Origin of the sequence: Microbacterium sp. KUDC0406 (genome assembly GCF_021582875.1) — a bacterium.
Classification (GTDB): domain Bacteria; phylum Actinomycetota; class Actinomycetes; order Actinomycetales; family Microbacteriaceae; genus Microbacterium.
Genome location: NZ_CP091138.1, coordinates 2011432 through 2031163 on the forward strand (window position 1 = coordinate 2011432; position 19732 = coordinate 2031163).

General features: G+C 68.9%; 15 protein-coding genes and 7 pseudogenes. 9 read left to right on the forward strand and 13 right to left on the reverse strand.

The window, feature by feature from the left end:
- Positions 1-115: 115 nt before the first annotated feature.
- Genes L2X99_RS10065 through L2X99_RS10075 form a run of 3 tightly spaced genes read right to left on the reverse strand, consistent with a single transcriptional unit; the run spans position 116 to position 2457 of the window.
- The gene (locus L2X99_RS10065) at positions 116-1468 is read right to left on the reverse strand and encodes an MFS transporter (RefSeq protein ID WP_236123738.1); all 1353 of its coding nucleotides are present in this window, start codon (positions 1466-1468) and stop codon (positions 116-118) included.
- Between the two features lie 42 nt (positions 1469-1510).
- Complete coding sequence (locus L2X99_RS10070; RefSeq protein WP_236123737.1) at positions 1511-1786, reverse strand: DUF2277 domain-containing protein; 276 nt, start codon at positions 1784-1786, stop codon at positions 1511-1513.
- Positions 1787-1839: 53 nt separating this feature from the next.
- Positions 1840-2457 (reverse strand): TetR/AcrR family transcriptional regulator, encoded by a 618-nt coding sequence (locus L2X99_RS10075; RefSeq protein WP_236123736.1) that lies wholly within the window; start codon positions 2455-2457, stop codon positions 1840-1842.
- A gap of 97 nt (positions 2458-2554) precedes the next feature.
- Here L2X99_RS10075 and L2X99_RS10080 point away from each other — a divergent pair, with 97 nt between their 5' ends.
- Both L2X99_RS10080 and L2X99_RS10085 read left to right on the forward strand, forming a co-directional pair.
- Positions 2555-4051 (forward strand): DHA2 family efflux MFS transporter permease subunit, encoded by a 1497-nt coding sequence (locus L2X99_RS10080; RefSeq protein WP_236135050.1) that lies wholly within the window; start codon positions 2555-2557, stop codon positions 4049-4051.
- 129 nt (positions 4052-4180) lie between these two features.
- Positions 4181-4378, forward strand: coding sequence for a hypothetical protein (locus L2X99_RS10085; RefSeq protein WP_236123734.1), 198 nt, complete (start codon positions 4181-4183; stop codon positions 4376-4378).
- A gap of 12 nt (positions 4379-4390) precedes the next feature.
- On the opposite strand, the gene guaB is transcribed toward L2X99_RS10085, so the two are convergent.
- Entirely contained in the window at positions 4391-5893 is a 1503-nt protein-coding gene (gene guaB, locus L2X99_RS10090) for an IMP dehydrogenase (protein WP_236123733.1), read from the reverse strand.
- A 769-nt stretch (positions 5894-6662) separates the two neighbouring features.
- Here guaB and L2X99_RS17890 point away from each other — a divergent pair.
- From L2X99_RS17890 to L2X99_RS10110, 5 genes and pseudogenes are all read left to right on the forward strand, one after another.
- A pseudogene (locus L2X99_RS17890) lies at positions 6663-7076 on the forward strand (branched-chain amino acid ABC transporter permease); the annotation flags it as partial.
- Between the two features lie 115 nt (positions 7077-7191).
- A complete protein-coding gene (locus tag L2X99_RS17895) occupies positions 7192-7476 on the forward strand; it encodes an ABC transporter permease subunit (protein ID WP_268928574.1) in 285 nt (94 codons plus the stop codon).
- Between the two features lies 1 nt (position 7477).
- Positions 7478-8454, forward strand: a pseudogene (locus L2X99_RS10100) (branched-chain amino acid ABC transporter permease).
- A 46-nt stretch (positions 8455-8500) separates the two neighbouring features.
- A pseudogene (locus tag L2X99_RS10105) lies at positions 8501-9465 on the forward strand (ABC transporter ATP-binding protein).
- Positions 9462-10285, forward strand: a pseudogene (locus L2X99_RS10110) (ABC transporter ATP-binding protein). Before L2X99_RS10105 ends, L2X99_RS10110 begins: the two co-directional pseudogenes overlap by 4 nt.
- Positions 10286-10351: 66 nt before the next feature.
- Here L2X99_RS10110 and L2X99_RS10115 read toward each other — a convergent pair.
- The 3 genes from L2X99_RS10115 to groES all read right to left on the reverse strand — a co-directional run bounded on the left by L2X99_RS10115 (position 10352) and on the right by groES (position 13008).
- Positions 10352-11605 (reverse strand): ABC transporter substrate-binding protein, encoded by a 1254-nt coding sequence (locus L2X99_RS10115; RefSeq protein WP_236123731.1) that lies wholly within the window; start codon positions 11603-11605, stop codon positions 10352-10354.
- A gap of 109 nt (positions 11606-11714) precedes the next feature.
- Positions 11715-12635, reverse strand: coding sequence for an EamA family transporter RarD (gene rarD, locus L2X99_RS10120; protein WP_236123730.1), 921 nt, complete (start codon positions 12633-12635; stop codon positions 11715-11717).
- Between the two features lie 76 nt (positions 12636-12711).
- A complete protein-coding gene (gene groES / locus L2X99_RS10125; RefSeq protein ID WP_017203655.1) occupies positions 12712-13008 on the reverse strand; it encodes a co-chaperone GroES in 297 nt (98 codons plus the stop codon).
- A gap of 204 nt (positions 13009-13212) precedes the next feature.
- Here groES and L2X99_RS10130 point away from each other — a divergent pair.
- Positions 13213-13680, forward strand: a pseudogene (locus L2X99_RS10130) (SAM-dependent methyltransferase); the annotation flags it as partial.
- A 501-nt stretch (positions 13681-14181) separates the two neighbouring features.
- Positions 14182-14880: pseudogene (locus L2X99_RS10135) on the forward strand (THUMP-like domain-containing protein); the annotation flags it as partial.
- A gap of 3 nt (positions 14881-14883) precedes the next feature.
- Here L2X99_RS10135 and L2X99_RS10140 read toward each other — a convergent pair.
- The 6 genes and pseudogenes from L2X99_RS10140 to tsaB all read right to left on the reverse strand — a co-directional run bounded on the left by L2X99_RS10140 (position 14884) and on the right by tsaB (position 19721).
- Entirely contained in the window at positions 14884-15969 is a 1086-nt protein-coding gene (locus L2X99_RS10140; protein WP_236135051.1) for a hypothetical protein, read from the reverse strand.
- Positions 15970-15971: 2 nt separating this feature from the next.
- Positions 15972-17060 carry a hypothetical protein gene (locus L2X99_RS10145; protein WP_236123724.1) on the reverse strand — a complete coding sequence of 363 codons (1089 nt, stop codon included), beginning with the start codon at positions 17058-17060 and terminating at the stop codon, positions 15972-15974.
- 2 nt (positions 17061-17062) lie between these two features.
- Complete coding sequence (locus tag L2X99_RS10150) at positions 17063-17506, reverse strand: hypothetical protein (RefSeq protein ID WP_236123723.1); 444 nt, start codon at positions 17504-17506, stop codon at positions 17063-17065.
- On the reverse strand, positions 17503-18561 hold the full coding sequence (tsaD, locus tag L2X99_RS10155; protein ID WP_236135052.1) for a tRNA (adenosine(37)-N6)-threonylcarbamoyltransferase complex transferase subunit TsaD: 1059 nt from the start codon (positions 18559-18561) through the stop codon (positions 17503-17505). Before tsaD ends, L2X99_RS10150 begins: the two co-directional genes overlap by 4 nt.
- A complete protein-coding gene (rimI, locus tag L2X99_RS10160) occupies positions 18554-19147 on the reverse strand; it encodes a ribosomal protein S18-alanine N-acetyltransferase (protein WP_236135053.1) in 594 nt (197 codons plus the stop codon). The genes tsaD and rimI overlap by 8 nt, the downstream gene beginning before the upstream one ends.
- A pseudogene (tsaB, locus tag L2X99_RS10165) lies at positions 19144-19721 on the reverse strand (tRNA (adenosine(37)-N6)-threonylcarbamoyltransferase complex dimerization subunit type 1 TsaB). The gene rimI and the pseudogene tsaB overlap by 4 nt, the downstream one beginning before the upstream one ends.
- Positions 19722-19732: the final 11 nt, after the last annotated feature.

The following is a 19732-nucleotide window of genomic DNA, read 5'->3' on the forward strand; positions in this document are numbered from 1 at the left end:
CGGGCCACCGCCCCGAGCATCAGCCGCGGGCTCGTGCGCCTCCTGCGGACGCAACCGCATGTTTCATCCGCGTGAAGCGCACAACCCCGCGCGAAGCGCCCGGTGACGCCCGGGGTCATGCGGATGTCCCGACGATGTCGTGCTCGCGCAGACGGTAGCGCGACAGCGTGACCAGGCTCAGCACCATGAGCACCGCGGGAAGGGCGCTGAACGCCACGGCGATGCCGGCCACCGCCGCGGCCGGCTGCTCGACGGCGACGCCGGCGGTCGACTCGACGTACCCGGTGAGCGCGAGCACGATGGACAGCACGGTCGCGCCGAGGGCCATGCCCGTGGTCTCGCCCGCGGTCCACACACCGCTGAACACGCCCGATCGGTTGCCGCCCTCCGACGTCGACCGGTCGTGCGCGATCACGTCGGGAAGCATCGCCATCGGAAGGGTCTGCATGCCGGCGTACGTGGCACCGGCGAGCGCAACGGGCGCGAGGATCCACCATCCTGGCAGCCAGACCATCACCAGGAGCACGAGTGCCGCGAGCAGGAAGACCAGGCTGGCCAGACGGAACGCGCGTTCCTTGCCGGTGCGGTCGGCGATGAGCTTCCACACCGGCGCCATCAGCAGCGCCGGCGCGATGAGTGCGACGAACAGCGGCGTCACCGCCCCCTCGTCGTGCAGCACCCAGCGCGCCACGAACTGCGCCGCGGCGAGCATGAGCCCGGTCGCCAGCCCCTGCAGCATGAACGTCAGCAGCAGTGCGCGGAACGGCTGACTCTGCCGCAGCACCCGGATGCCGTCGTGGTAGTGCGTGCCGATCGTCGCCCCCGGCACCACCGGCAGCGCGGGCCGCCGCGGTGCGACCGTCGCGGAGATCAGCATGCCGACGCCGAGCACTGCGCCGGCGATGATCGCCATCACCAGGTAGCCGCGCAGCGGGTCGTCGGGGAACATGCCGCGCAGCTCGGGCCCGCCCGCCCCGAACAGCAGGATCGCGAGGGTCAGCACCACGACGCGCCACGTCAGCAGGCGGGTGCGTTCGCGATAGTCGTCCGTGAGCTCCGCGGGCAGGGCGATGTACGGCACCTGGAACAGGCTGAAGCAGGTCGCCGCGAGCACGAAGGCCACGAGCACCCAGAGCCCGGCCGACAGCGGCGAGAAGGATGCCGGCACCGCGAACGTGAGCACGAACGCGAGCGGCAGCCCGATGCCGCCGACCACCATGAACCAGCGCCGCGTTCCGGTGCGCGCGTAGGAGCGGTCGCTGAGACCGCCGATCACCGGGTCGATCAGCACGTCCCACACCTTCGCCGCCGTGACGATGGCACCCGCGGCGAGAGCGGTCACCCCCAGCGAGTCCGTCAGGTAGTAGACCAGGACGAGTCCGGGCAGGGTGGCGAAACCGCCCGTGCCGAGTGAACCGATCGCGTACCGCGCGATCTGTCCGCGATCCAGTGTCGACGCTGACCTCATGCGCTCACACTCAGCGAGCGGACCGGTCGGGCCGCGTACCGCTCAGGCCGCGTACCGCCCTGAGGCGATCGCCCTGGCGCGCTTCTTCTCGGCCTCCTCCTCGCGGTTCTTCGGCGGCACCGTGGCGACGAGATCGTCGAGCAGATGCTGCGTGATGTGCGCGATCTCGGCGACGGCACGGTCGAAGGCCTCCTGGTTGGCCCTGGACGGCTTGGTCGTGCCCGCGATCTTGCGCACGTACTGCAGGGATGCGGCGTGCACCTCTTCCGAGGTCGCGGCGGGCTCGAAGTTGTGGAGTGTGTGGATGCTGCGGCACATGCCGTTCACGCTACGCCGGGCATCCGACGCCCACCAGGCCCCGACCGATGCCGCTACCAGCGCTCGTCGCCGCGCGGCAGCACCTCGAGCACGTGCGGGAGCTCGCCGGGGAAGCACGAGCGGAACAGCTCGGTGATCTGCGGGTCCGAGCCGTAGTCGTCGACGATGCGCATGCCGATCATGGTGGAGATCAGCATGCCCTCCGCCATGAACGTGCGCGCGTCGTCGGCACTGAAGCCCATCTCGTCGCGCACGAAGCGCCACACCTCGGCGAACCCGCGCCGTGCGGCCGGGCCGATCACGGGATGGCCGCCGAGCAGGTATCCGTGGGACAGCGTCTGGTGCAGGCCACGCACCGAGATGAGGTCGACATAGGCCTCGCCCACCAGCTTCGGACCGGCCTCCCCCTCGGCCGTCGCCCGGATGAGTGCCGCCCGGAACGCCGCGAGCAGTCGCCCCTTGGCATCATCGAAGGTCGCCAGGAACAGGTTCTCCTTCGAGCCGAACAGCCGCACGACATAGGGCTGGCTCACACCGGCAGCCTGGGCGACCCCGTCGGTGGTCGCTCCTTCGTACCCACGCGCACCGAACACCGCCATGGCGGCCTCGAGGATCTGGCGGCGCCGCTCCTCAGAGGACAGCCGCCCGCCGGAGAGCACATCGGAACTCATTTCGCCAGGTTATCAGCGATCACTTGACTTTGTAATCATTCGATTACTACAGTTCCTTCGAGCAAGTAATCATTCGATTACAACCAACGGAGAACCCATGACCGAGACCGCATCCCCGCCCACGTCCGCGCGGCGCAGCCGCCCCGTCGCCCTGATCATCGCGGCATCCGCTCTGCCGATGTTCATGGCCACCCTCGACAACCTCGTCATGACCAATGCCCTGCCCGTACTGCACCGCGAGATGGGTGCCAGCGTCGAGGAGCTGCAGTGGTTCATGAACGCCTACGCGCTCGCCTTCGCCGGCGCGATCCTGATCGCCTCCGCGCTCGGCGACCGCTTCGGCCGGCGCACGGTCTTCGCCCTCGGCATCCTGCTGTTCGGCGCCGGCTCACTGTTCGCCGCGCTCAGCACCGATCCGGGTCAGCTGATCATCGCACGCGCCGTGCAGGGACTCGGCGGTGCGGCGATCATGCCGCTCTCGCTCGCCCTCCTCACCGGTGCGGTCCCCGCGACCCGTCGTGCCCTCGCCATCGGGATCTGGGGCGGCGTCTCCGGCCTCGGCGTCGCCGTCGGCCCGCTCGTCGGCGGCGCGATCATGGAGGGCTGGAACTGGCAGGCGATCTTCTGGATCAACGTGCCGATCGCCATCCTCGCCGTGCCGTTCGCCCTGCTGGTGCTGAACAACGACTTCGGCGCACGAGTGCGCATCGACGTGCCAGGCGCCCTGCTCGCCGCCGGCGGCGTGCTGGCACTCGTGCACGCGATCGTCCGCGGCAACGACGACGGCTGGGACTCCCTCGATGTGATCGTCGAGATCGCGCTGGGCACCGTGCTGCTGATCGTCTTCCTGATCTGGCAGGCCAGAGCGCAGCATCCGCTCGTCCCGCTGCGGCTGTTCCGCGACCGCTCCTTCTCGATGACCAACGTCGTCGGCTTCGCGTTCAGCTTCGGCACCTTCGGTGCGGTGTTCATCCTGATCCAGTATCTGCAGGTCGTACAGGGAGCGACCCCGCTCGAAGCCGCCGTGCAGACGACGCCGTGGACGATCGCGCCGATGTTCGTCGCGCCGCTGGCCGGCATCATCACCCCGCGCGTCGGCACGCGGGCGCTGATCGTGACGGGTCTCGCGCTGCAGGGCCTCGCACTGGCCTGGCTGGCGATCATCATCGCCCAGGACACGCCGTACGCCGCGATGATCGTCCCGTTCGTGCTCGCCGGCATCGGCATGGGGCTCGTCTTCGCCCCGTCGACGACCGCCCTGCTCGCCACGCTCGGCCTGATCGATCACGCGAAGGCATCCGGCGTGAACGCGACCATCCGCGAACTGGGCGTCGCGCTCGGCACCGCCGTCATGACGGCGGTCTTCGTCGGCGCCAGCGGTCAGCTCGCCCCCGACCTCTACGTCGACGCTGCTCGCCCCGCCATCCTCACCGGCGTCGCTGTGCTCGCGCTCGGCACATTGCTCGCGCTGCTGATGCCACCCGGTCGAGCGACGGATGCCGCCGGTGCCCGCCGAGCTCGCGACCGTCGCCTGACGGCGAGAGGACGTCGAGTTCCCCACCGACTTTCCGCCGAGGTCCCCACTTCTGCATGAGACCTGTGTTCAGATCGCGGGCCTCATGCAGCGGTCAGGAGGTCACGCGGAAGTCGCCGGCGGCCCCTGCCGCGGCTGCCACGGCGTCGGGTGACCGGATGCCGGAACATCTGCACGACCACGGAGCGCATGCACGACCGCATCCCGCGTCCGGCCGTGCAGGTGTTCCCGCGTCGTGCAGATGTCCCCGCGGACGCCGAACGCGGCACCGAACACGACGAAGGGCGGATGCTGCGCAGCATCCGCCCTTCGTCGCCGCCGAGGTTTCGACTCGCTGCGCTCGCTCAACCTGAGCCGGCCCGCGTCAAGTCCGCTCCGCGGCCGTGACCCGCTGCCGACTCACTTCTTGTAGTTGGGGGCCTCGACGACGATCTGCACGTCGTGCGGGTGCGACTCCTTGAGGCCCGCCGCGGTGATCCGCACGAACTTTCCGCGCGTCTTGAGCTCTTCGACGGTGCGTGCCCCGACGTAGAACATCGACTGGCGCAGGCCGCCGATCAGCTGGTAGGCCACGGCCGACACCGGCCCGCGGTAGGGCACCTGGCCCTCGATGCCCTCGGGGATCAGCTTGTCGTCGCTGGGGACGTCGGCCTGGAAGTAGCGGTCCTTCGAGTACGAGGTCTGCTTGCCGCGGGTCTGCATCGCGCCGAGCGAGCCCATGCCGCGGTACTGCTTGAACTGCTTGCCCGCCTGGAAGACGATCTCGCCCGGCGACTCGTCGGTGCCGGCCAGCAGCGAGCCCAGCATCACGGCATCCGCTCCGGCGACCAGCGCCTTGGCGATGTCACCGGAGTACTGCAGGCCGCCGTCGGCGATCACCGGCACGCCGGCTGGACGCGCCGCGAGCGATGCCTCGTACACGGCGGTGACCTGCGGCACGCCGACGCCGGCGACCACGCGGGTGGTGCAGATCGATCCGGGGCCCACGCCCACCTTGACGGCGTCGACGCCCGCGTCGACGAGCGCCTGGGCGCCCTCGCGGGTCGCGACGTTTCCGCCGATGACGTCGATGTGGGCGAACGACTCGTCGGCCTTCAGCCGCCTGACCAGATCGATCACGCCCTGGGACTGCCCGTTCGCGGTGTCGACCACGAGCACGTCCACGCCCGCGTCGCGCAGCGCCTCCGCGCGCTCCCACGCGTCTCCGAAGAAGCCGATCGCGGCGCCGACGCGCAGGCGACCCTGCTCGTCCTTCGTGGCCAGCGGGTACTTCTCGCTCTTGTCGAAGTCCTTGATGGTGATCAGGCCTGCGAGCCTGCCGTTCTCGTCGATCAGCGGCAGCTTCTCGACGCGGTGCTTCGCGAACAGGGCGATCACCTCGCCGGCCGCCACGCCCACCGGCGCGGTGACGAGGTTCTCGCTGGTCATGACATCGCGCACCAGGGTGGTCTGGCGCTCGAAGCCCGAGACGAAGCGCATGTCGCGGTTGGTGATGATGCCGATCAGCCGGTCGTCGGCGTCGACGACGGGCAGGCCCGAGATGCGGTACTTCGCACACAGGCCGTCGACCTCTTCGACCGTCGCGTCCGCCGTCGTGGTGATCGGGTCGGTGATCATGCCGGACTCGCTGCGCTTGACGCGGTCGACGTCAGCGGCCTGATCGGCGATCGACAGATTGCGGTGCAGGATGCCGATGCCGCCCTCACGGGCGATGGCGATGGCCATGCGCGCCTCGGTGACGGTGTCCATCGCGCTGGAGAGAAGCGGTGTGGCCACTGAGATGCGCCGGGTGACCCGTGACGAGGTGTCGGCCTCGCTGGGGATGACATCGGTATGCCCCGGCAGCAGCAGAACATCGTCGTAGGTGAGTCCGACGAAACCGAACGGGTCGTGCTGCTCCATGAATGGCTCCTCTGCGCCGGTGGCGCGGTCGATGGGGGATGCGCGGGGACGACGGCGGCCAGGCGGGACACGCCCGCCTATAGAGATTCTAAGCGCGCGCGGCTGAGCAGTATTCCAGGTTGGTTCCGAGTTCATCACGCAAGGTGCGATGATGCCTCTCCGCGGGTTACGCTCAGTGCGACGTCCGTCACCCGAGCGGCGTTGCTGCCTGCTCGGACGCTCTCGATGTGGAGGCCCTGTGGGACTCAGAACCCCGGCTCTCAGCCGACCCCGGCGCGGGCTGATGGCGCTGCTGGCGATCCTGGCAGCACTCATGCTCACGATCCTGATCACTCCTCCTGCGCACGCCGCCCCCGGCGACGACCAGGAGAAGACCGACTTCTACTTCGGCGGGGTGATCACGAACAAGGACGAGCCCGTCGGCGGGGTCGTCATCGGCGTCGACGGCGACGGCTTCAGCGCCGAGACGAAGACGGACGACGACGGCAGGTGGCGCCTCTACGTGCCGAAGAAGGGCTCGTACACGCTCATCGTCGATGAGGACACGCTGCCCGACGGCGTGATCATCGATCCCGCCCAGCTGCCGGCCGGCATCTCGGCGGTGCAGGGCAAGACCGGCGAGTTCGAGGCGGAGTTCGGCCTGACCGGCACGAAGATCGTGAACCTGTTCCTCGGCGCCGGAGAGCGGCAGACGACCTCCTTCTTCGACCAGCTGCTGAACCGCACGATCGGCGGCATCAACTTCGGACTGCTGCTCGGCCTTGCCTCGATGGGCGCCGCCCTGATCTACGGCACGACGCGCCTGTCGAACTTCGCGCACGGCGAGATGGTCACCTGGGGCGGCGTCGTCGTCGTGATCGTCACGTCGTTCTGGCAGCTTCCGCTGTGGCTCGGCATCGTCGTCGCGATCGTCGCCGGCGGTCTGCTGGGCTGGGCGCTGGATGCCGGGCTCTGGCGTCCTCTGCGCAGACGGGGCCTCGGCGTGGTGCAGCTCATGATCGTGAGCATCGGGCTCTCCCTGGCCCTGCGATACGCACTGCAGTACGTCATCGGCGGGAAGACGTACCAGCTGCCCGGTGCGAGCCCGGCGCCGATGACGTTCGGGCCGATCTCGCTGTCCTACATCGACCTGGTCGGCATGGCGGTCAGCCTGGTGGTCATCCTGGGCATGGCGGTGTTCCTCACCCGCACCCGGATCGGCAAGGCCACCAGGGCCATCTCCGACAATCCGCAGCTCGCCGCCGGCATCCGGAATCGACGTCGACAAGGTGATCCGCATCACCTGGATCCTCGCCGGCGTGCTGGCCGCGATCTCCGGCATCCTCTGGGCGTACTTCCGCCCCGGCGTGAAGTGGGACATGGGCATGCAGATGCTGCTGCTGATGTTCGCCGCCATCACGCTCGGCGGCCTGGGCTCGGCGCTCGGCGCGCTGATCGGATCGATCGTCGTCGGCATCGCCGTCGAGATCTCCACGCTGTGGATCCCGTCCGACCTCAAGTACGCCAGCGCGCTCGCCGCACTCATCATCGTCCTGCTGGTGCGCCCGCAGGGCCTCTTCGGCCGCAAGGAAAGGTTGGGCTGACATGGACTTCGGCACCATCTTCGGCAACACCCTCGCCTACCTGCTCAGCCCCGTCACGATCGCCTACGCGCTGGCTGCGACGGGCCTGGCGGTGCACTTCGGCTACGCCGGCCTGCTGAACTTCGGCATGGCGGCCTTCATGGCCGTCGGCGCGTACGGCTACGCGATCTCGATCCTCACCTTCGGGGCGCCCTGGTGGCTGGGCATGATCATCGGCCTGCTCGCGGGCGCGGTCTTCGCGCTGATCCTCGGTATCCCGACCCTGCGGCTGCGCGCCGACTACCTCGCCATCGCGACCATCGCGGCGGCCGAGATCGTGCGCCTGATGTTCCTCACCGAGCTGTTCAAGGACTGGACGAACTCCGCCGGCGGTCTCAGCGGCTACAGCAGCGGCTTCCGCGACATCAATCCGTTCCCCCGGGACAGTACGGCTTCGGTCCCTGGACGTTCAACGAGGTCGGACTGTGGAACCGCGTGTTCGGCATCGTCATGCTGGCGCTCGCCATCCTGCTGGTCTGGGCCCTGATGCGCAGCCCGTGGGGCCGCGTGCTCAAGGGCATCCGCGAGGATGAGGACGCCGTCCGCTCGCTGGGCAAGAACGTCTTCGCGTACAAGATGCAGGCGCTGGTCGTCGGCGGTGTGATCGGCGCGCTCGGCGGGATCGTGTTCGTGCTCCCCAGCGCCGTCGTGCCGGGCAGCTACTCGACCTCGCTCACCTTCTTCCTGTGGACGATCCTGCTCCTCGGCGGCGCGGCGACCGTCTTCGGCCCGACCCTGGGCGCGGTGCTCTTCTGGATGGTGTTCGCGTTCCTCGGCAACCTGCTTCCGCAGATGGCCTCGGCGGGCTACCTGCCGATGAGCAGCACCCAGGCCGATGTCGTGCGCTACATCCTGGTCGGCATCGTGCTGATGCTGATCGTGATCTTCCGCCCTCAGGGCATCCTCGGAGACAAGAGGGAGATGACCTTTGTCAAGTGACGAGAACCGGGTCCCTGAGCCCGTCGAAGGGCCCACGACCGGCAGCATCCGCCGTCCGAAGACCACCGGACTCGCCAAGGGCCCCGCGGCCCCCGGCGTGGCGAAGGTCGATCCGATCCTGGTGGCGGATGCCGTGCAGCGGCGCTTCGGCGGCCTCGTGGCCGTCGACGTGGACCACCTCGAGATCCCCGCGGGGCGATCACGGCTCTGATCGGCCCGAACGGCGCCGGCAAGACCACGCTGTTCAACCTGCTCTGCGGCTTCGACAAGCCGAACACCGGCACCTGGTCGTTCGACGGCCGCAACCTCGCCGGCGTGCCGTCGTTCAAGGTCGCTCGGATGGGCCAGGTGCGCACCTTCCAGCTGACCAAGTCGCTGTCGCTGCTGACCGTGCTCGAGAACATGAAGCTCGGCGCCCCCGGCCAGAAGGGCGAGCGGTTCTGGCAGAGCCTGTTCCCCGGTTCGTGGCGCAAGCAGGAGAGCGAGATCGAGGAGCGTGCGCGCGAGCTGCTCGCCCGGTTCAAGCTCGACGCGAAGGAGAAGGACTTCGCGGCCTCGCTGTCGGGCGGCCAGCGCAAGCTGCTCGAGATGGCGCGTGCGCTGATGAGCGACCCGACGCTGGTGATGCTGGACGAGCCGATGGCGGGGGTGAACCCGGCGCTGACGCAGTCGCTGCTGGACCACATCCTCGACCTGAAGGACCGCGGCATGACCGTGCTGTTCGTCGAGCACGACATGCACATGGTGCGGCACATCGCCGACTGGGTGGTCGTGATGGCCGAGGGGCGCGTGGTGGCCGAGGGGCCGCCCGAGGACGTCATGGAGGATCCGGCCGTGGTCGACGCCTATCTCGGCGCCCACCAGGACCTCGATCTCGGTGTCGTCACCGGTCGCCTCACCGTCGTCGACGAGGCGACCGCAGAGCGCGCGGCGCAGCTGCGCGAGAAGATCGAGACCGAGGCGGAGGCCGAGATCGAGGCCGAGGACGCCGCTGAGGAGGAAAAGTCATGACGGATACTGCTTCGACGGGCCCTTCGACGGACTCAGGCCCTTCGACAGGCTCAGGCCCTTCGACAGGCTCAGGGACCCAGAGTGACGACCGCGAGGTCATCGTCCAGCTGACCGACGTGCACGCCGGCTATCTGCCCGGGGTGAACATCCTGAACGGTGCCAATCTCGTCGCCCGGCAGGGCGAGCTGATCGGCATCATCGGCCCGAACGGCGCCGGCAAGTCGACGCTGCTGAAGTCCATCTTCGGCATGGTGCACGTGCGCTCCGGCGACATCACCGTCAACGGCGAGAGCATCGTCGGTCTGAAGGCCGACAAGCTCGTCCGGCGCGGCGTGGCCTTCGTGCCCCAGACGAACAACGTCTTCCCCTCGCTGACGATCGCGGAGAACCTGCAGATGGGGCTGTACCAGAACCCCAGGATCTACACCGAGCGCCTGGAGTTCGTCACCGGCATCTTCGCCGAGCTCGGCAAGCGCCTGAACCAGCGCGCCGGTTCGCTCTCGGGCGGCGAGCGGCAGATGGTGGCGATGTCGCGCGCCCTGATGATGGACCCGTCGGTGCTGCTGCTCGACGAGCCCTCGGCGGGTCTCTCCCCGTCAGGCAGGACGACGCGTTCATCCGCGTCTCCGACATCAACAAGGCCGGCGTGACCACCATCATGGTCGAGCAGAACGCGCGCCGATGCCTGCAGATCTGCGACCGCGGCTACGTGCTCGATCAGGGTCGCGACGCCTACGAGGGCACCGGCCGCGACCTGCTGAACGATCCGAAGGTCATCGGCCTGTACCTGGGCACGCTGGGCCAGGAGGATGCCGCGTAGCATCCGCTCCGGCACGAAGAAGGGGCTCGGATGCCGCCGGCATCCGAGCCCCTTCTTCTCTGCGGGTTACTTGATTCGCTTGATGGTGTTGCCGGACTCGAACTCGTAGACGCCCATCGCGGCGCCCTGCGGGTCGTGGTCCTCGTCGAACGTGACCTCGCCGGACATGCCGTCGTAGTCGATCTTCTTGCCGTCGTTGATGAGCTTGGCGCAGTCGGCGAAGCTGGTGCACTTCTCACCGTCGCCCGAGCCGCCCGAGATCTCGATCAGTTCGCCGGCGATGTCGGCGCCCTTGTCGGAGTTCGCCTGCAGCGCACCCAGCGCCATCAGGATGACGGCGTCGTACGCCTCGGCCGAGTAGGTCAGCGCGTCGATCTTGTCGTGACCCAGGCCGGTCCAGACGTCGTTGAGCTGCTTCACGAAGTCGTCCGACAGCTCGGCTCCGGCACGGGTGCCCTTCGACCCGGTCAGGTCGACCGACAGGTCGGGCCAGTCCTTCAGGTTGCCGTCGACCAGGTACAGCGCGCTGGTGTCGACGCCGGCGTTGCCCAGCAGCGGCGCGATCGTAGAGAACTGGTCGTACGAGACGATGGCGACGGCGTCGGGCTTAGCTGCCGCGACCTCACTCACCTGGGCGTTGAACTGCCCGTCGCCCTGGTTGTACGACGACTCGGCGACGACCTTGCCGCCGGTGCCCTCGAAGACCTCCTTGATGGCGCCGGCCAGGCCCTGGCCGTACGGGTCGTTCTGGTAGATGATGCCCAGCGACTTGTGCTCGTCCTCGGCGATCGTGTTCGCCAGCACTTCGCCCTGCAGGTAGTCGCTCGGCGCGGTGCGGAAGTACAGGTCGCTCAGGCCTGCGAAGTCGACACCGGTGTTCGACGGCGAGATGGCCAGGATGCCGGCGCTGGTGTTGCCGTCGACGATCAGCTTGGTGACGCTGGATGATGCGGCGCCGACGAGCGTGGTGATGCCCTCGCTCTGCAGCTTGGCCATCGAGGTCTCGTACGCCTTGTTGTCGAGGTCGCCCTCGTCGGCGGTGCTGAGGTCGATCGTCACGCCGGCCTTGGCGTCGTTGACCTGCTGCACGGCCAGCTGCACACCGGCCTCCATCGGCGCGCCGAGGAATGCCAGGGTTCCCGTGGCTGGAAGCAGCGACCCCATCTTCAGAGTGACGTCCGCGGCGGGCTTCTTGCCGCCGTCGTCATCGCCGCCGCTGTTGCTCGGCGTGCTGCAGCCGGCCAGGACGAGCGCGGTGGCGCTGGCCAGCGCGATGCCGGCGAAGACCCGCGTCTTTCGCGAGCGCTTCAGTGCGTTCATGGTGCTCCCTTGCTAAATGAACGTGGTCGACCCACCTTCGGGTGTCTCCACCCTAGGCGGTCGCACTGCGCACGACGACGAGATTCGGTTTCAGTGCGTTAACGATCCGTCAGACCAGCTCGACGGGTCCGGTGGGGGTCGCGGCCCGTCCGCGTCGCGACTGCACGGCGATGTCCACGAGGAACACCGCGATCGCGAGCCACACCAGCACGAACCCGGCCCAGCGCTCCGGCGGCATCGGCTCGCCGAGCAGCAGCCAGCCGACCAGGAACTGCATCACCGGGGTGATGAACTGGATCATGCCGACCAGGGTCAGGTCGACCCGCCGGGTGCCCGCTGCGAACAGCAGCAGCGGGATGGCCGTGGCGACGCCGGCGAAGGACACGAGCACTGTGTTCAGGGCACCGGATGAGCCGTAGGTGATGCCGCCGTCCTGCGCGACGAAGAACAGGATCACGGCGGCGATCGGGATGAGCCAGAACGACTCCAGGGTCAGTCCGCTGGTGGCATCCACCGCCGGGCCGATCTTCTTCTTGACCAGGCCGTAGACACCGAACGACCCGGTGAGCGACAGTGCGATCCACGGGAAGGTGCCGTGCGCGACGATGATCACGATCACGGCGAGCGCGGCGATCCCGATCGCCACCCACTGCAGGCGCCGGATGCGCTCGTGCAGCACGAGCACCCCCAGCAGCACCGTGGTGATCGGGTTGATGAAGTACCCGAGGCTGGTCTCGACCACCTGGTCGTTCAGCGTGGCGAGCACGAAGACCTGCCAGTTGATGTAGATCAGCACGCCGGCGAGAGCCGTGAGCGCGAGCAACTTCGGCTGCCGCGCGATGGCCATCAGTGCGGGCCAGCCGCGAGTGACGGTGAGCAGCAGGATGCAGAACACCAGTGACAGCAGCACGCGCCAGGCGACGAGCTCCCAGGGGCCGATGGGCTTGAGCGCGATGAAGTACAGCGGAAGCACGCCCCAGATCAGGTACGCGCCGACCGTGTACAGCACCCCCGAGGTCTTCGTGTTCACCGATCAAGACTACGGGTACGACGAAGGGCCCGGATGCCAGGCATCCGGGCCCTTCGCTGAGCTTGTCGAAGCGTCGTCAGCGGACGACGACCGCGAGCACGTCGCGAGCCGACAGGACGAGGAACTCGTCCGCGCCGAACTTGACCTCGGTGCCGCCGTACTTGCTGTAGAGCACACGGTCGCCGACGGCGACGTCGAGCGGAACGCGGTTGCCGTTGTCGTCGATGCGGCCGGGGCCGACGGCCACGACCTCGCCCTCCTGGGGCTTCTCCTTGGCGGTGTCGGGGATGACCAGGCCACTCGCGGTGGTCTGCTCGGCCTCGACCTGCTTGATGACGATACGGTCCTCGAGCGGCTTGATGGAAACCGACACGGTCTACCTCTTTCTCGGCTGAACAATCAGAAGACTGGTTCGCACTCTCAGGGGAGAGTGCTAATGCCAGTGTAGGCGGTCGGCTGGCACTCACGCAATGCGAGTGCCAGTTGCCCGCCTTCGAATCGCCCGACTTGCGGCATCCGGCGGTGGAACGCAGCACGTTGCGCGATTCGAAACAGAATGGATCCGTAGGCTGGGGTGGTGGAGATGACCGAGCTGACCGCACTGCTCACCCTCGACGGGCTGTCGCTCCTCGACGAGCTGGGGCCGATCACCTCGGCCGCAGAGGTCGCGAAGGCCGTCTCCCGGCTGCGCGCCGCCGGGCACTCCCCCGACCTGGTGTCCGCCGTGGTCGGTCAGGCGCACCTGCGGACGAAGGCACGGGCGAAGTTCGGCGAGTTCGCCGGCCGGATGCTGTTCACCCGGGCCGGCCTCGAGCAGGCGACGCGCCTGAACGTCGCGACGCTGCACGCGGTGCGGATGCGGCAGTCCGGCATCTCGCACGTCTCGGACCTCGGATGCGGCATCGGGGGCGACTCGCTCGCGTTCGCCGGTGCGGGCCTCGCCGTGCACGCGGTGGACGCCGACGACGTGACCGCCGCCATCGCCGCCTACAACCTCGCGCCGTTCGGCGATGCCGTGTCGGTGTCGCACGGCACGGCCGAGGAGCACGCCCCCTCCTCCCCGGTCGTTGAGCGATCCTCCTCCCCGGTCGTTGAGCGAGCCTCCTCCCCGGTCGTTGAGCGAGCCTCCTCCCCGGTCGTTGAGCGAGCCTCCTCCCCGGTCGTTGAGCGAGCCTCCTCCCCGGTCGTTGAGCGAGCGACGAAGGAGCGAGACGAAACGGTCCCAGGCGCCGAGGAAGCTGAAGGCGTTTCGTCTCGCTCCGCTCGCTCAACGACCGATGGGGATGACGGCGTTTCGTCTCGCTCCGCTCGCTCAACGACCGATGGGGATGACGGCGTTTCGTCTCGCTCCGCTCGCTCAACGACCGATGGGTATGAAGGCGTTTCGTCTCGCTCCGCTCGCTCAACGACCGATGGGGATGAAGGCGTTTCGTCTCGCTCCGCTCGCTCAACGACCGAGGGGTATGAAGGCGTTTCGTCTCGCTTCGCTCGCTCAACGACCGAGGAAGCTGAAGGCGTTTCGTCTCGCTCAGCGACCACGGATCACGCCGTCTGGCTGGATCCGGCCCGCCGCACGGCGGGGCACTCCGAGACGCAGCGCGTCGCGGCATCCGACTGGTCGCCCTCGCTGGACTGGTGCTTCGATCTGGCCGCACGGGTGCCCACCGGGATCAAGCTCGGGCCGGGCCTTGACCGCGATCTGATCCCCGACGACGTCGAGGCGCAGTGGGTGAGCGCCGACGGCAGCGTCGTCGAACTGGTGCTGTGGAGCGGGGCGCTCGCGCGCGCAGGCATCCGTCGTGCGGCGCTCGTCGTGCGCGGCGACGCCGTGCACGAGCTGACCGGCGCGGCGGATGCCGAGGACGCACCGGTGCGCGAGCTCGGCGCGTTCCTGCACGAGCCGGACGGCGCGGTCATCCGCGCCCGCCTCATCGGCGACGCCGCCCGGATGCTGGATGCCGGCATGCTCGACGAGAGGATCGCCTACCTCACCGGCGACGCGGCGGTCACCAGCCCGTTCGTGCAGTCCTTCCGGGTGCGCGAGACGATGGCGGTGCATCCGAAGACGATCAATGCCGCGCTGCGCGCGAACGGGATCGGCCGTCTCGAGATCAAGAAGCGCGGCATGGACGTCGACCCGGCGGCGTTCCGGAAGAAGCTCACGCTGAAGGGGTCGGAGGAGGCGACGCTGATCCTCACGCGCACGACGGCCGGACGGGTCGCGATCCTCGCCGACCGGGTGTGAACGTCACTGCGACTTCTTGCCGGTCGTGTCGTCGATCGCCGGGTCGGACGGCTCGCCGCCACGGATGACGGTCAGGAACTGCCCGTTCGGCGTGTTCCGCAGTTCGTACGTCACACCCGGCATCGTGAGCCTCGTCCCCGGGATGTCCGCCTGGATGTCGCAGCCCTTCGCGATCAGGTGCGTCGTGTCGGCCACGAGCAGGCAGTTCGCGGAGTCCTCGTACCAGATCGGCGTCTCCCCGTCGTAGCCGACGATCCGCAGATAGTTGCCCTCGTACCCGGCGGCGACGATCGTCTTCGCGATGTCGAGCTCGGTGCCGGTGAAGTTCGCGGTCCAGTCGTCGTCCCCGAACGTCATCCCCCACTTGTTCATGATCACGGTCAGGTCGCCCTGGATGTCCCTGGCCACGATCGCCTGAACGATGCTTCCCTGCTCGTCGCGGAGCCGCGTCTGTGCGGAGAGCTGTCCCCAGCCGTCCTGGTCGTCGTCCGTGTTCTTCGGATCCGGGGCCGGCGCGCAGCTGATCGTGTTGTCGGTGTCGGGAGTCAGAAGCAGGCACTCCAGCTTCGTCTCGCCCTGCGTCGCGTACCAGGCCGTGATCCCGTACTTCTCCCCCAGCATGCGGATCGAACCGGCGTCGTAGTCGCCGGAAGCCTCGAGCTGCGCCCAGGCCTCCTGCTGCTCCGCGTCCATCGCGGGGCCGGTGCCACGGCCGAACAGCAGCCAGCCCGCGCCGAGACCGATGAGAAGAGCGGATGCCGCGGCCACGACCGTCAGGAGGATGCGGTGCCCTCTGGTCGTTGAGCGAGCGGAGCGAGACGAAACGCCCTCACCCCCATCGGTCGTTGAGCGAGCGGAGCGAGACGAAACGCCGTCAGCCTCCCCGACATCTGAGACCGTTTCGTCTCGCTCGTTCCTCGCTCGCTCAACGACCCCGGAGGGAAGATCGGCCGTTGAGCGAGGGACCGGGGGCCGCGCGGCGTCCTGCAGCTCGGCGAGCTCCTGCGCCTCGGCCGGGCTCAGCCCTCCGCCCGGCCCGTAGGCGCGGCGCTGCAGATCCCGGATGCGCTGTCGCTCGTCTTCCGTCATGCTCACTCCGGCGTCTGGCCCGCGGCGTCACCGGTCGCGGGAGCCTCGTGCCCGACCATGGTCGTGAGTCGAGTCCCCTGATTCGTGTCCAGCAGTCCGTACGTGGCATTCGGCAGTTCGATCACGACGTCGCCGGAGTCAGGCTCACAGGACTGCTGGGTGATGCCGCCGAGATCGGCGACATACAGACAGGTCTCCTCGCCCTGGGACATCCAGATCGGCGTCCCTCCGTCGTATCCGGCGATCTGCATGGATGTACCGTCGATCCCCGTCTCCGCCACGATGTTCTTCGCGATCTGGAGTTCATCGCCGACGTACATCTGCGTCCAGTCCCACGTCTGGGACTGGTCCCATCTCGACAGCACCGCCGTCGGTGCGCCCCGCACGTCTCGCACGACCACGCCGCCGACGACGGTGCCCTCGTCGTCATCGAAGTCGACCTGGGTCGACAGCGGCATCTGCTGGCCGTGCTCGTTCTCCTCTGCGTGCCGGTCGGTCGGCAGGCATCCGATTGACGTCTGCTTCGAGGGGGTGAGCATGACGCATTCGGTCTTGGCGTCGTCCTGCGTCGCGTACCAGGCAGTGATCCCGTACTGCTCGCCGAGCATGCGGATGGACCCGGCGTCGTACTTTCCGGATGCCTCGAAGTCCGCCCATGTCTGCTGCTGCTTCGCGTCCAGCACCGGTCCGGTGTCACGACCGAACAGCAGCCAGCCTGTGCCGAGACCGATGAGAAGAGCGGATGCCGCGGCCACGACCGTCAGGAGGATGCGGCGACTTCTGGTGGTCGTTGAGCGAGCGACGCGAGACGAAACGGTCTCACCCCGATCGGTCGTTGAGCGAGCGGAGCGAGACGAAACGGTCTCACCCTTCCCGACACCTGAGAGCGTTTCGTCTCGCTCGTTCCTCGCTCGCTCAACGACCCCGGAGGGAAGCTCACCGCCAACGACCTCACCCTCCCCGGCACTTGGGGAAGGGGGCTGCGCGGCGTCCTGCAGCGCGGCCAGCTCGTCCGCCTCGGCGGCGCTCAGCCCGCCGCCCGGGCCGTAGGCCCGGCGCTGGAGCTCGCGGAGGCGCTCGCGCCCCGGCATCGTCACCCCAGCCTCTCGAACTGCGTGACCGCCCAGATCAGCCAGCCGGAGCTGAACACCGTGGCCGTGATCCCGAGCACCAGTGCCCAGATCGCGACAGCCCGGCTCTCGACCGGCCGGCGGATCGACATGATCGCGGCGATCACGGCGATGATCGCGACCGGGATGCCCCAGCCGACGAACAGTGCGGTGCACAGTGCGACGATCGCGGCGAACAGCGCCCACGGCGCCAGTCTGGTCCTGTCCTCGGCGTAGGTCTCGCCCGCGGCGGGCTCCCACTCGGCACGGAGTCCTCCCGTGTCGGCATCCGGTCCTGTCATCACCGGCTCGACGCTCACCGGGCCGGTGGGCAGCTTGCTGTAGGTCTTGCGCGCGCCGGGCAGGGCCGCCGACCCCGTCGGGCGCTCGACCTCGGGGCTGGGCTCTTCGACGTGCGGATCGCTCATGCCGGGCTCACCTGGATCTCGGTGACGGGCAGCGTGGAGTCTGCGCCGAACGCGAGGGTCGAGGGTCCGCGGCCCGAGGCGATCAGTTCAGCGGCGAGCGCCGCGATCATCGCACCGTTGTCGGTGCACAGACTCAGCGGCGGGATGCGCACGGTCACGCCGGCGGCCTCGGCTCGCTCGAGGGTCACGTCGCGCAGCCGGCGATTGGCGATCACGCCGCCGCCGAGCAGCAGGCGCGGCACCCCCAGGTCTTCGCAGGCGGCCAGGGCCTTGGTGACCAGTACGTCGACGACAGCCTCGCGGAAGCTGGCCGCGACATCGGCCACCGGGATCTCCTGCCCTTCGGCCTGCGCGCGCTCGATCCAGCGGGCGACGGCCGTCTTCAGACCCGAGAACGAGAAGTCGTAGCGGTGCTTCGCCATGTCGGATGCCCGGGACAGCCCCCGAGGGAAACGGATGGCGCTCGGGTCGCCCTCGGCCGCGGCGCGGTCGATCTGCGGCCCGCCGGGATAGGGCAGCCCGAGCAGCCGGGCGACCTTGTCGAAGGCCTCCCCGTCGGCATCGTCGACGGTCTCGCCAAGCAGCTCGACGTCGGTGGTCAGGTCGCGCACGTGCAGCAGCGACGTGTGCCCGCCGCTGACCAGCAGGGCGATCGTCGGGTATTCGAGGGGTTCTGAGTCGGGCGTGAGGATGTCGGCGGCGATATGACCGACCAGGTGGTTCACCGCGTACAGCGGCTTTCCCAGCGAGACCGCGAGCCCTTTCGCCGCTCCGACCCCCACCATGAGCGCCCCGGCGAGACCGGGTCCGCTGGTCACGGCGACGGCGTCGAGGTCGCCGAGCGCGACGTCCGCTTCGGCGAGCGCGGCCTCGAGCGACGGCTGCAGCGCCTCGAGGTGAGCACGGGCGGCGACCTCGGGAACGACGCCGCCGTAGCGGGCGTGCTCGTCCATGCTCGACGCGATGGTGTTCGACAGCAGCGTGCGGCCGCGCACGATCCCGATGCCGGTCTCGTCGCAGCTCGTCTCGATGCCGAGGACCAGAGGTTCAGGCATCCATGCTTCCTTCCAACGGGGTTCGTGGCTGGGTCCCTGAGCTCGTCGAAGGATCCTCCGGGGACGCTTCGACAGGCTCAGCGACCCAGTCTGTCGAAGGCTCAGCGACCCAGCCTGTCGAAGACTCGATGGCCGAGGCGGCCCGCCCCGCCAGCCCGATCTTCATCACGATGGCGTCGATCCCGCCCTTGTAATACCGCGGGCGGCGTCCGATCTCGACGAAGCCCTCGGCGAGGTACAGCGCCTGTGCGACCTCGTTGTCGTCGCGCACCTCGAGGAACGTGTCGCGCGCGCCGCGCTCGCGTGCCTGGTCGAGCAGCAGGCGCAGCATCCGCCGCCCTCGGCCCTGTCCGCGGAACGCGGGGTCGAGTGCGATGGTCTGGATGTCGGAGTCGGGGGCGCCGGGCAGCGCCCGCACGCCGCCGTAGCCGACGACGCGGCCGTCCTCGTCGTCGACGAAGTACCGGTTGTGCGCGCTGGTGATCTCGGTGGCCATGGTCTGCTCGCTCCACGCGTCATCGGGGAAGGACGAGTTCTCCAGTGCCATGATCGCGCCGAGGTCGTGGATCGTCGCGGGGCGGATCACAGCCGCACCTGCCGCGGCACGCTGACATCCGGATGCCGCAGGTACAGCGGCTCGTCGCCGGCGAGCGTGCGTCCGGCGGCGAGTGCGAGGGCGCCGACCCGGGCGAGAGCCGATGCGTCGATCGTGGTCACCGTGACCGCGGGGACGGCGAGCTGCGCATCCTGCGGTTCGAGACGGGTCGGCTCGACGAGGAGCGGGATGCCGTCGGCATCCGTTCCCTCGAAGACGCTGACGGCGACCTCCCGGCGACGCGCGTCGGTGACGATCGCGAAGCGATCCGTCCGCCCCAGCGCGAGGGCGGCGGCGTAGTGACTGGGCACGGGGACCACGGGAACCCCGCGCCCGAGCGCGAACGCGCGCGCTGCGGCGACGCCGATGCGCAGTCCGGTGAAGGGACCGGGCCCCATGCCGGAGACGACGTGCGTGATGCCGGGACGGGCCACGCCCTGCAGCAGGTCGCCGATGACCTCGGCGTGTCCGAGGGGTTGGCGCTGCCCGCGTCGGCGACCGTCGTGCCGTCATCGGCGACGACGGCGACGGCCGAGCCCAGTGAGGTGTCGACGGCGAGGATCACGCTCACCAGCG

What these genes read in the sequence shown, in the direction of transcription:
- L2X99_RS10065 (WP_236123738.1), bottom strand. Translation starts at nt 1,468, where the DNA reads ATGAGGTCAGCGTCGACACTGGATCGCGGACAGATCGCGCGGTACGCG.
- L2X99_RS10070 (WP_236123737.1), bottom strand. Translation starts at nt 1,786, where the DNA reads ATGTGCCGCAGCATCCACACACTCCACAACTTCGAGCCCGCCGCGACC.
- L2X99_RS10075 (WP_236123736.1), bottom strand. Translation starts at nt 2,457, where the DNA reads ATGAGTTCCGATGTGCTCTCCGGCGGGCGGCTGTCCTCTGAGGAGCGG.
- L2X99_RS10080 (WP_236135050.1), top strand. Translation starts at nt 2,555, where the DNA reads ATGACCGAGACCGCATCCCCGCCCACGTCCGCGCGGCGCAGCCGCCCC.
- L2X99_RS10085 (WP_236123734.1), top strand. Translation starts at nt 4,181, where the DNA reads ATGCACGACCGCATCCCGCGTCCGGCCGTGCAGGTGTTCCCGCGTCGT.
- guaB (WP_236123733.1), bottom strand. Translation starts at nt 5,893, where the DNA reads ATGGAGCAGCACGACCCGTTCGGTTTCGTCGGACTCACCTACGACGAT.
- L2X99_RS10115 (WP_236123731.1), bottom strand. Translation starts at nt 11,605, where the DNA reads ATGAACGCACTGAAGCGCTCGCGAAAGACGCGGGTCTTCGCCGGCATC.
- L2X99_RS10140 (WP_236135051.1), bottom strand. Translation starts at nt 15,969, where the DNA reads ATGACGGAAGACGAGCGACAGCGCATCCGGGATCTGCAGCGCCGCGCC.
- L2X99_RS10145 (WP_236123724.1), bottom strand. Translation starts at nt 17,060, where the DNA reads ATGCCGGGGCGCGAGCGCCTCCGCGAGCTCCAGCGCCGGGCCTACGGC.
- L2X99_RS10150 (WP_236123723.1), bottom strand. Translation starts at nt 17,506, where the DNA reads ATGAGCGATCCGCACGTCGAAGAGCCCAGCCCCGAGGTCGAGCGCCCG.
- tsaD (WP_236135052.1), bottom strand. Translation starts at nt 18,561, where the DNA reads ATGCCTGAACCTCTGGTCCTCGGCATCGAGACGAGCTGCGACGAGACC.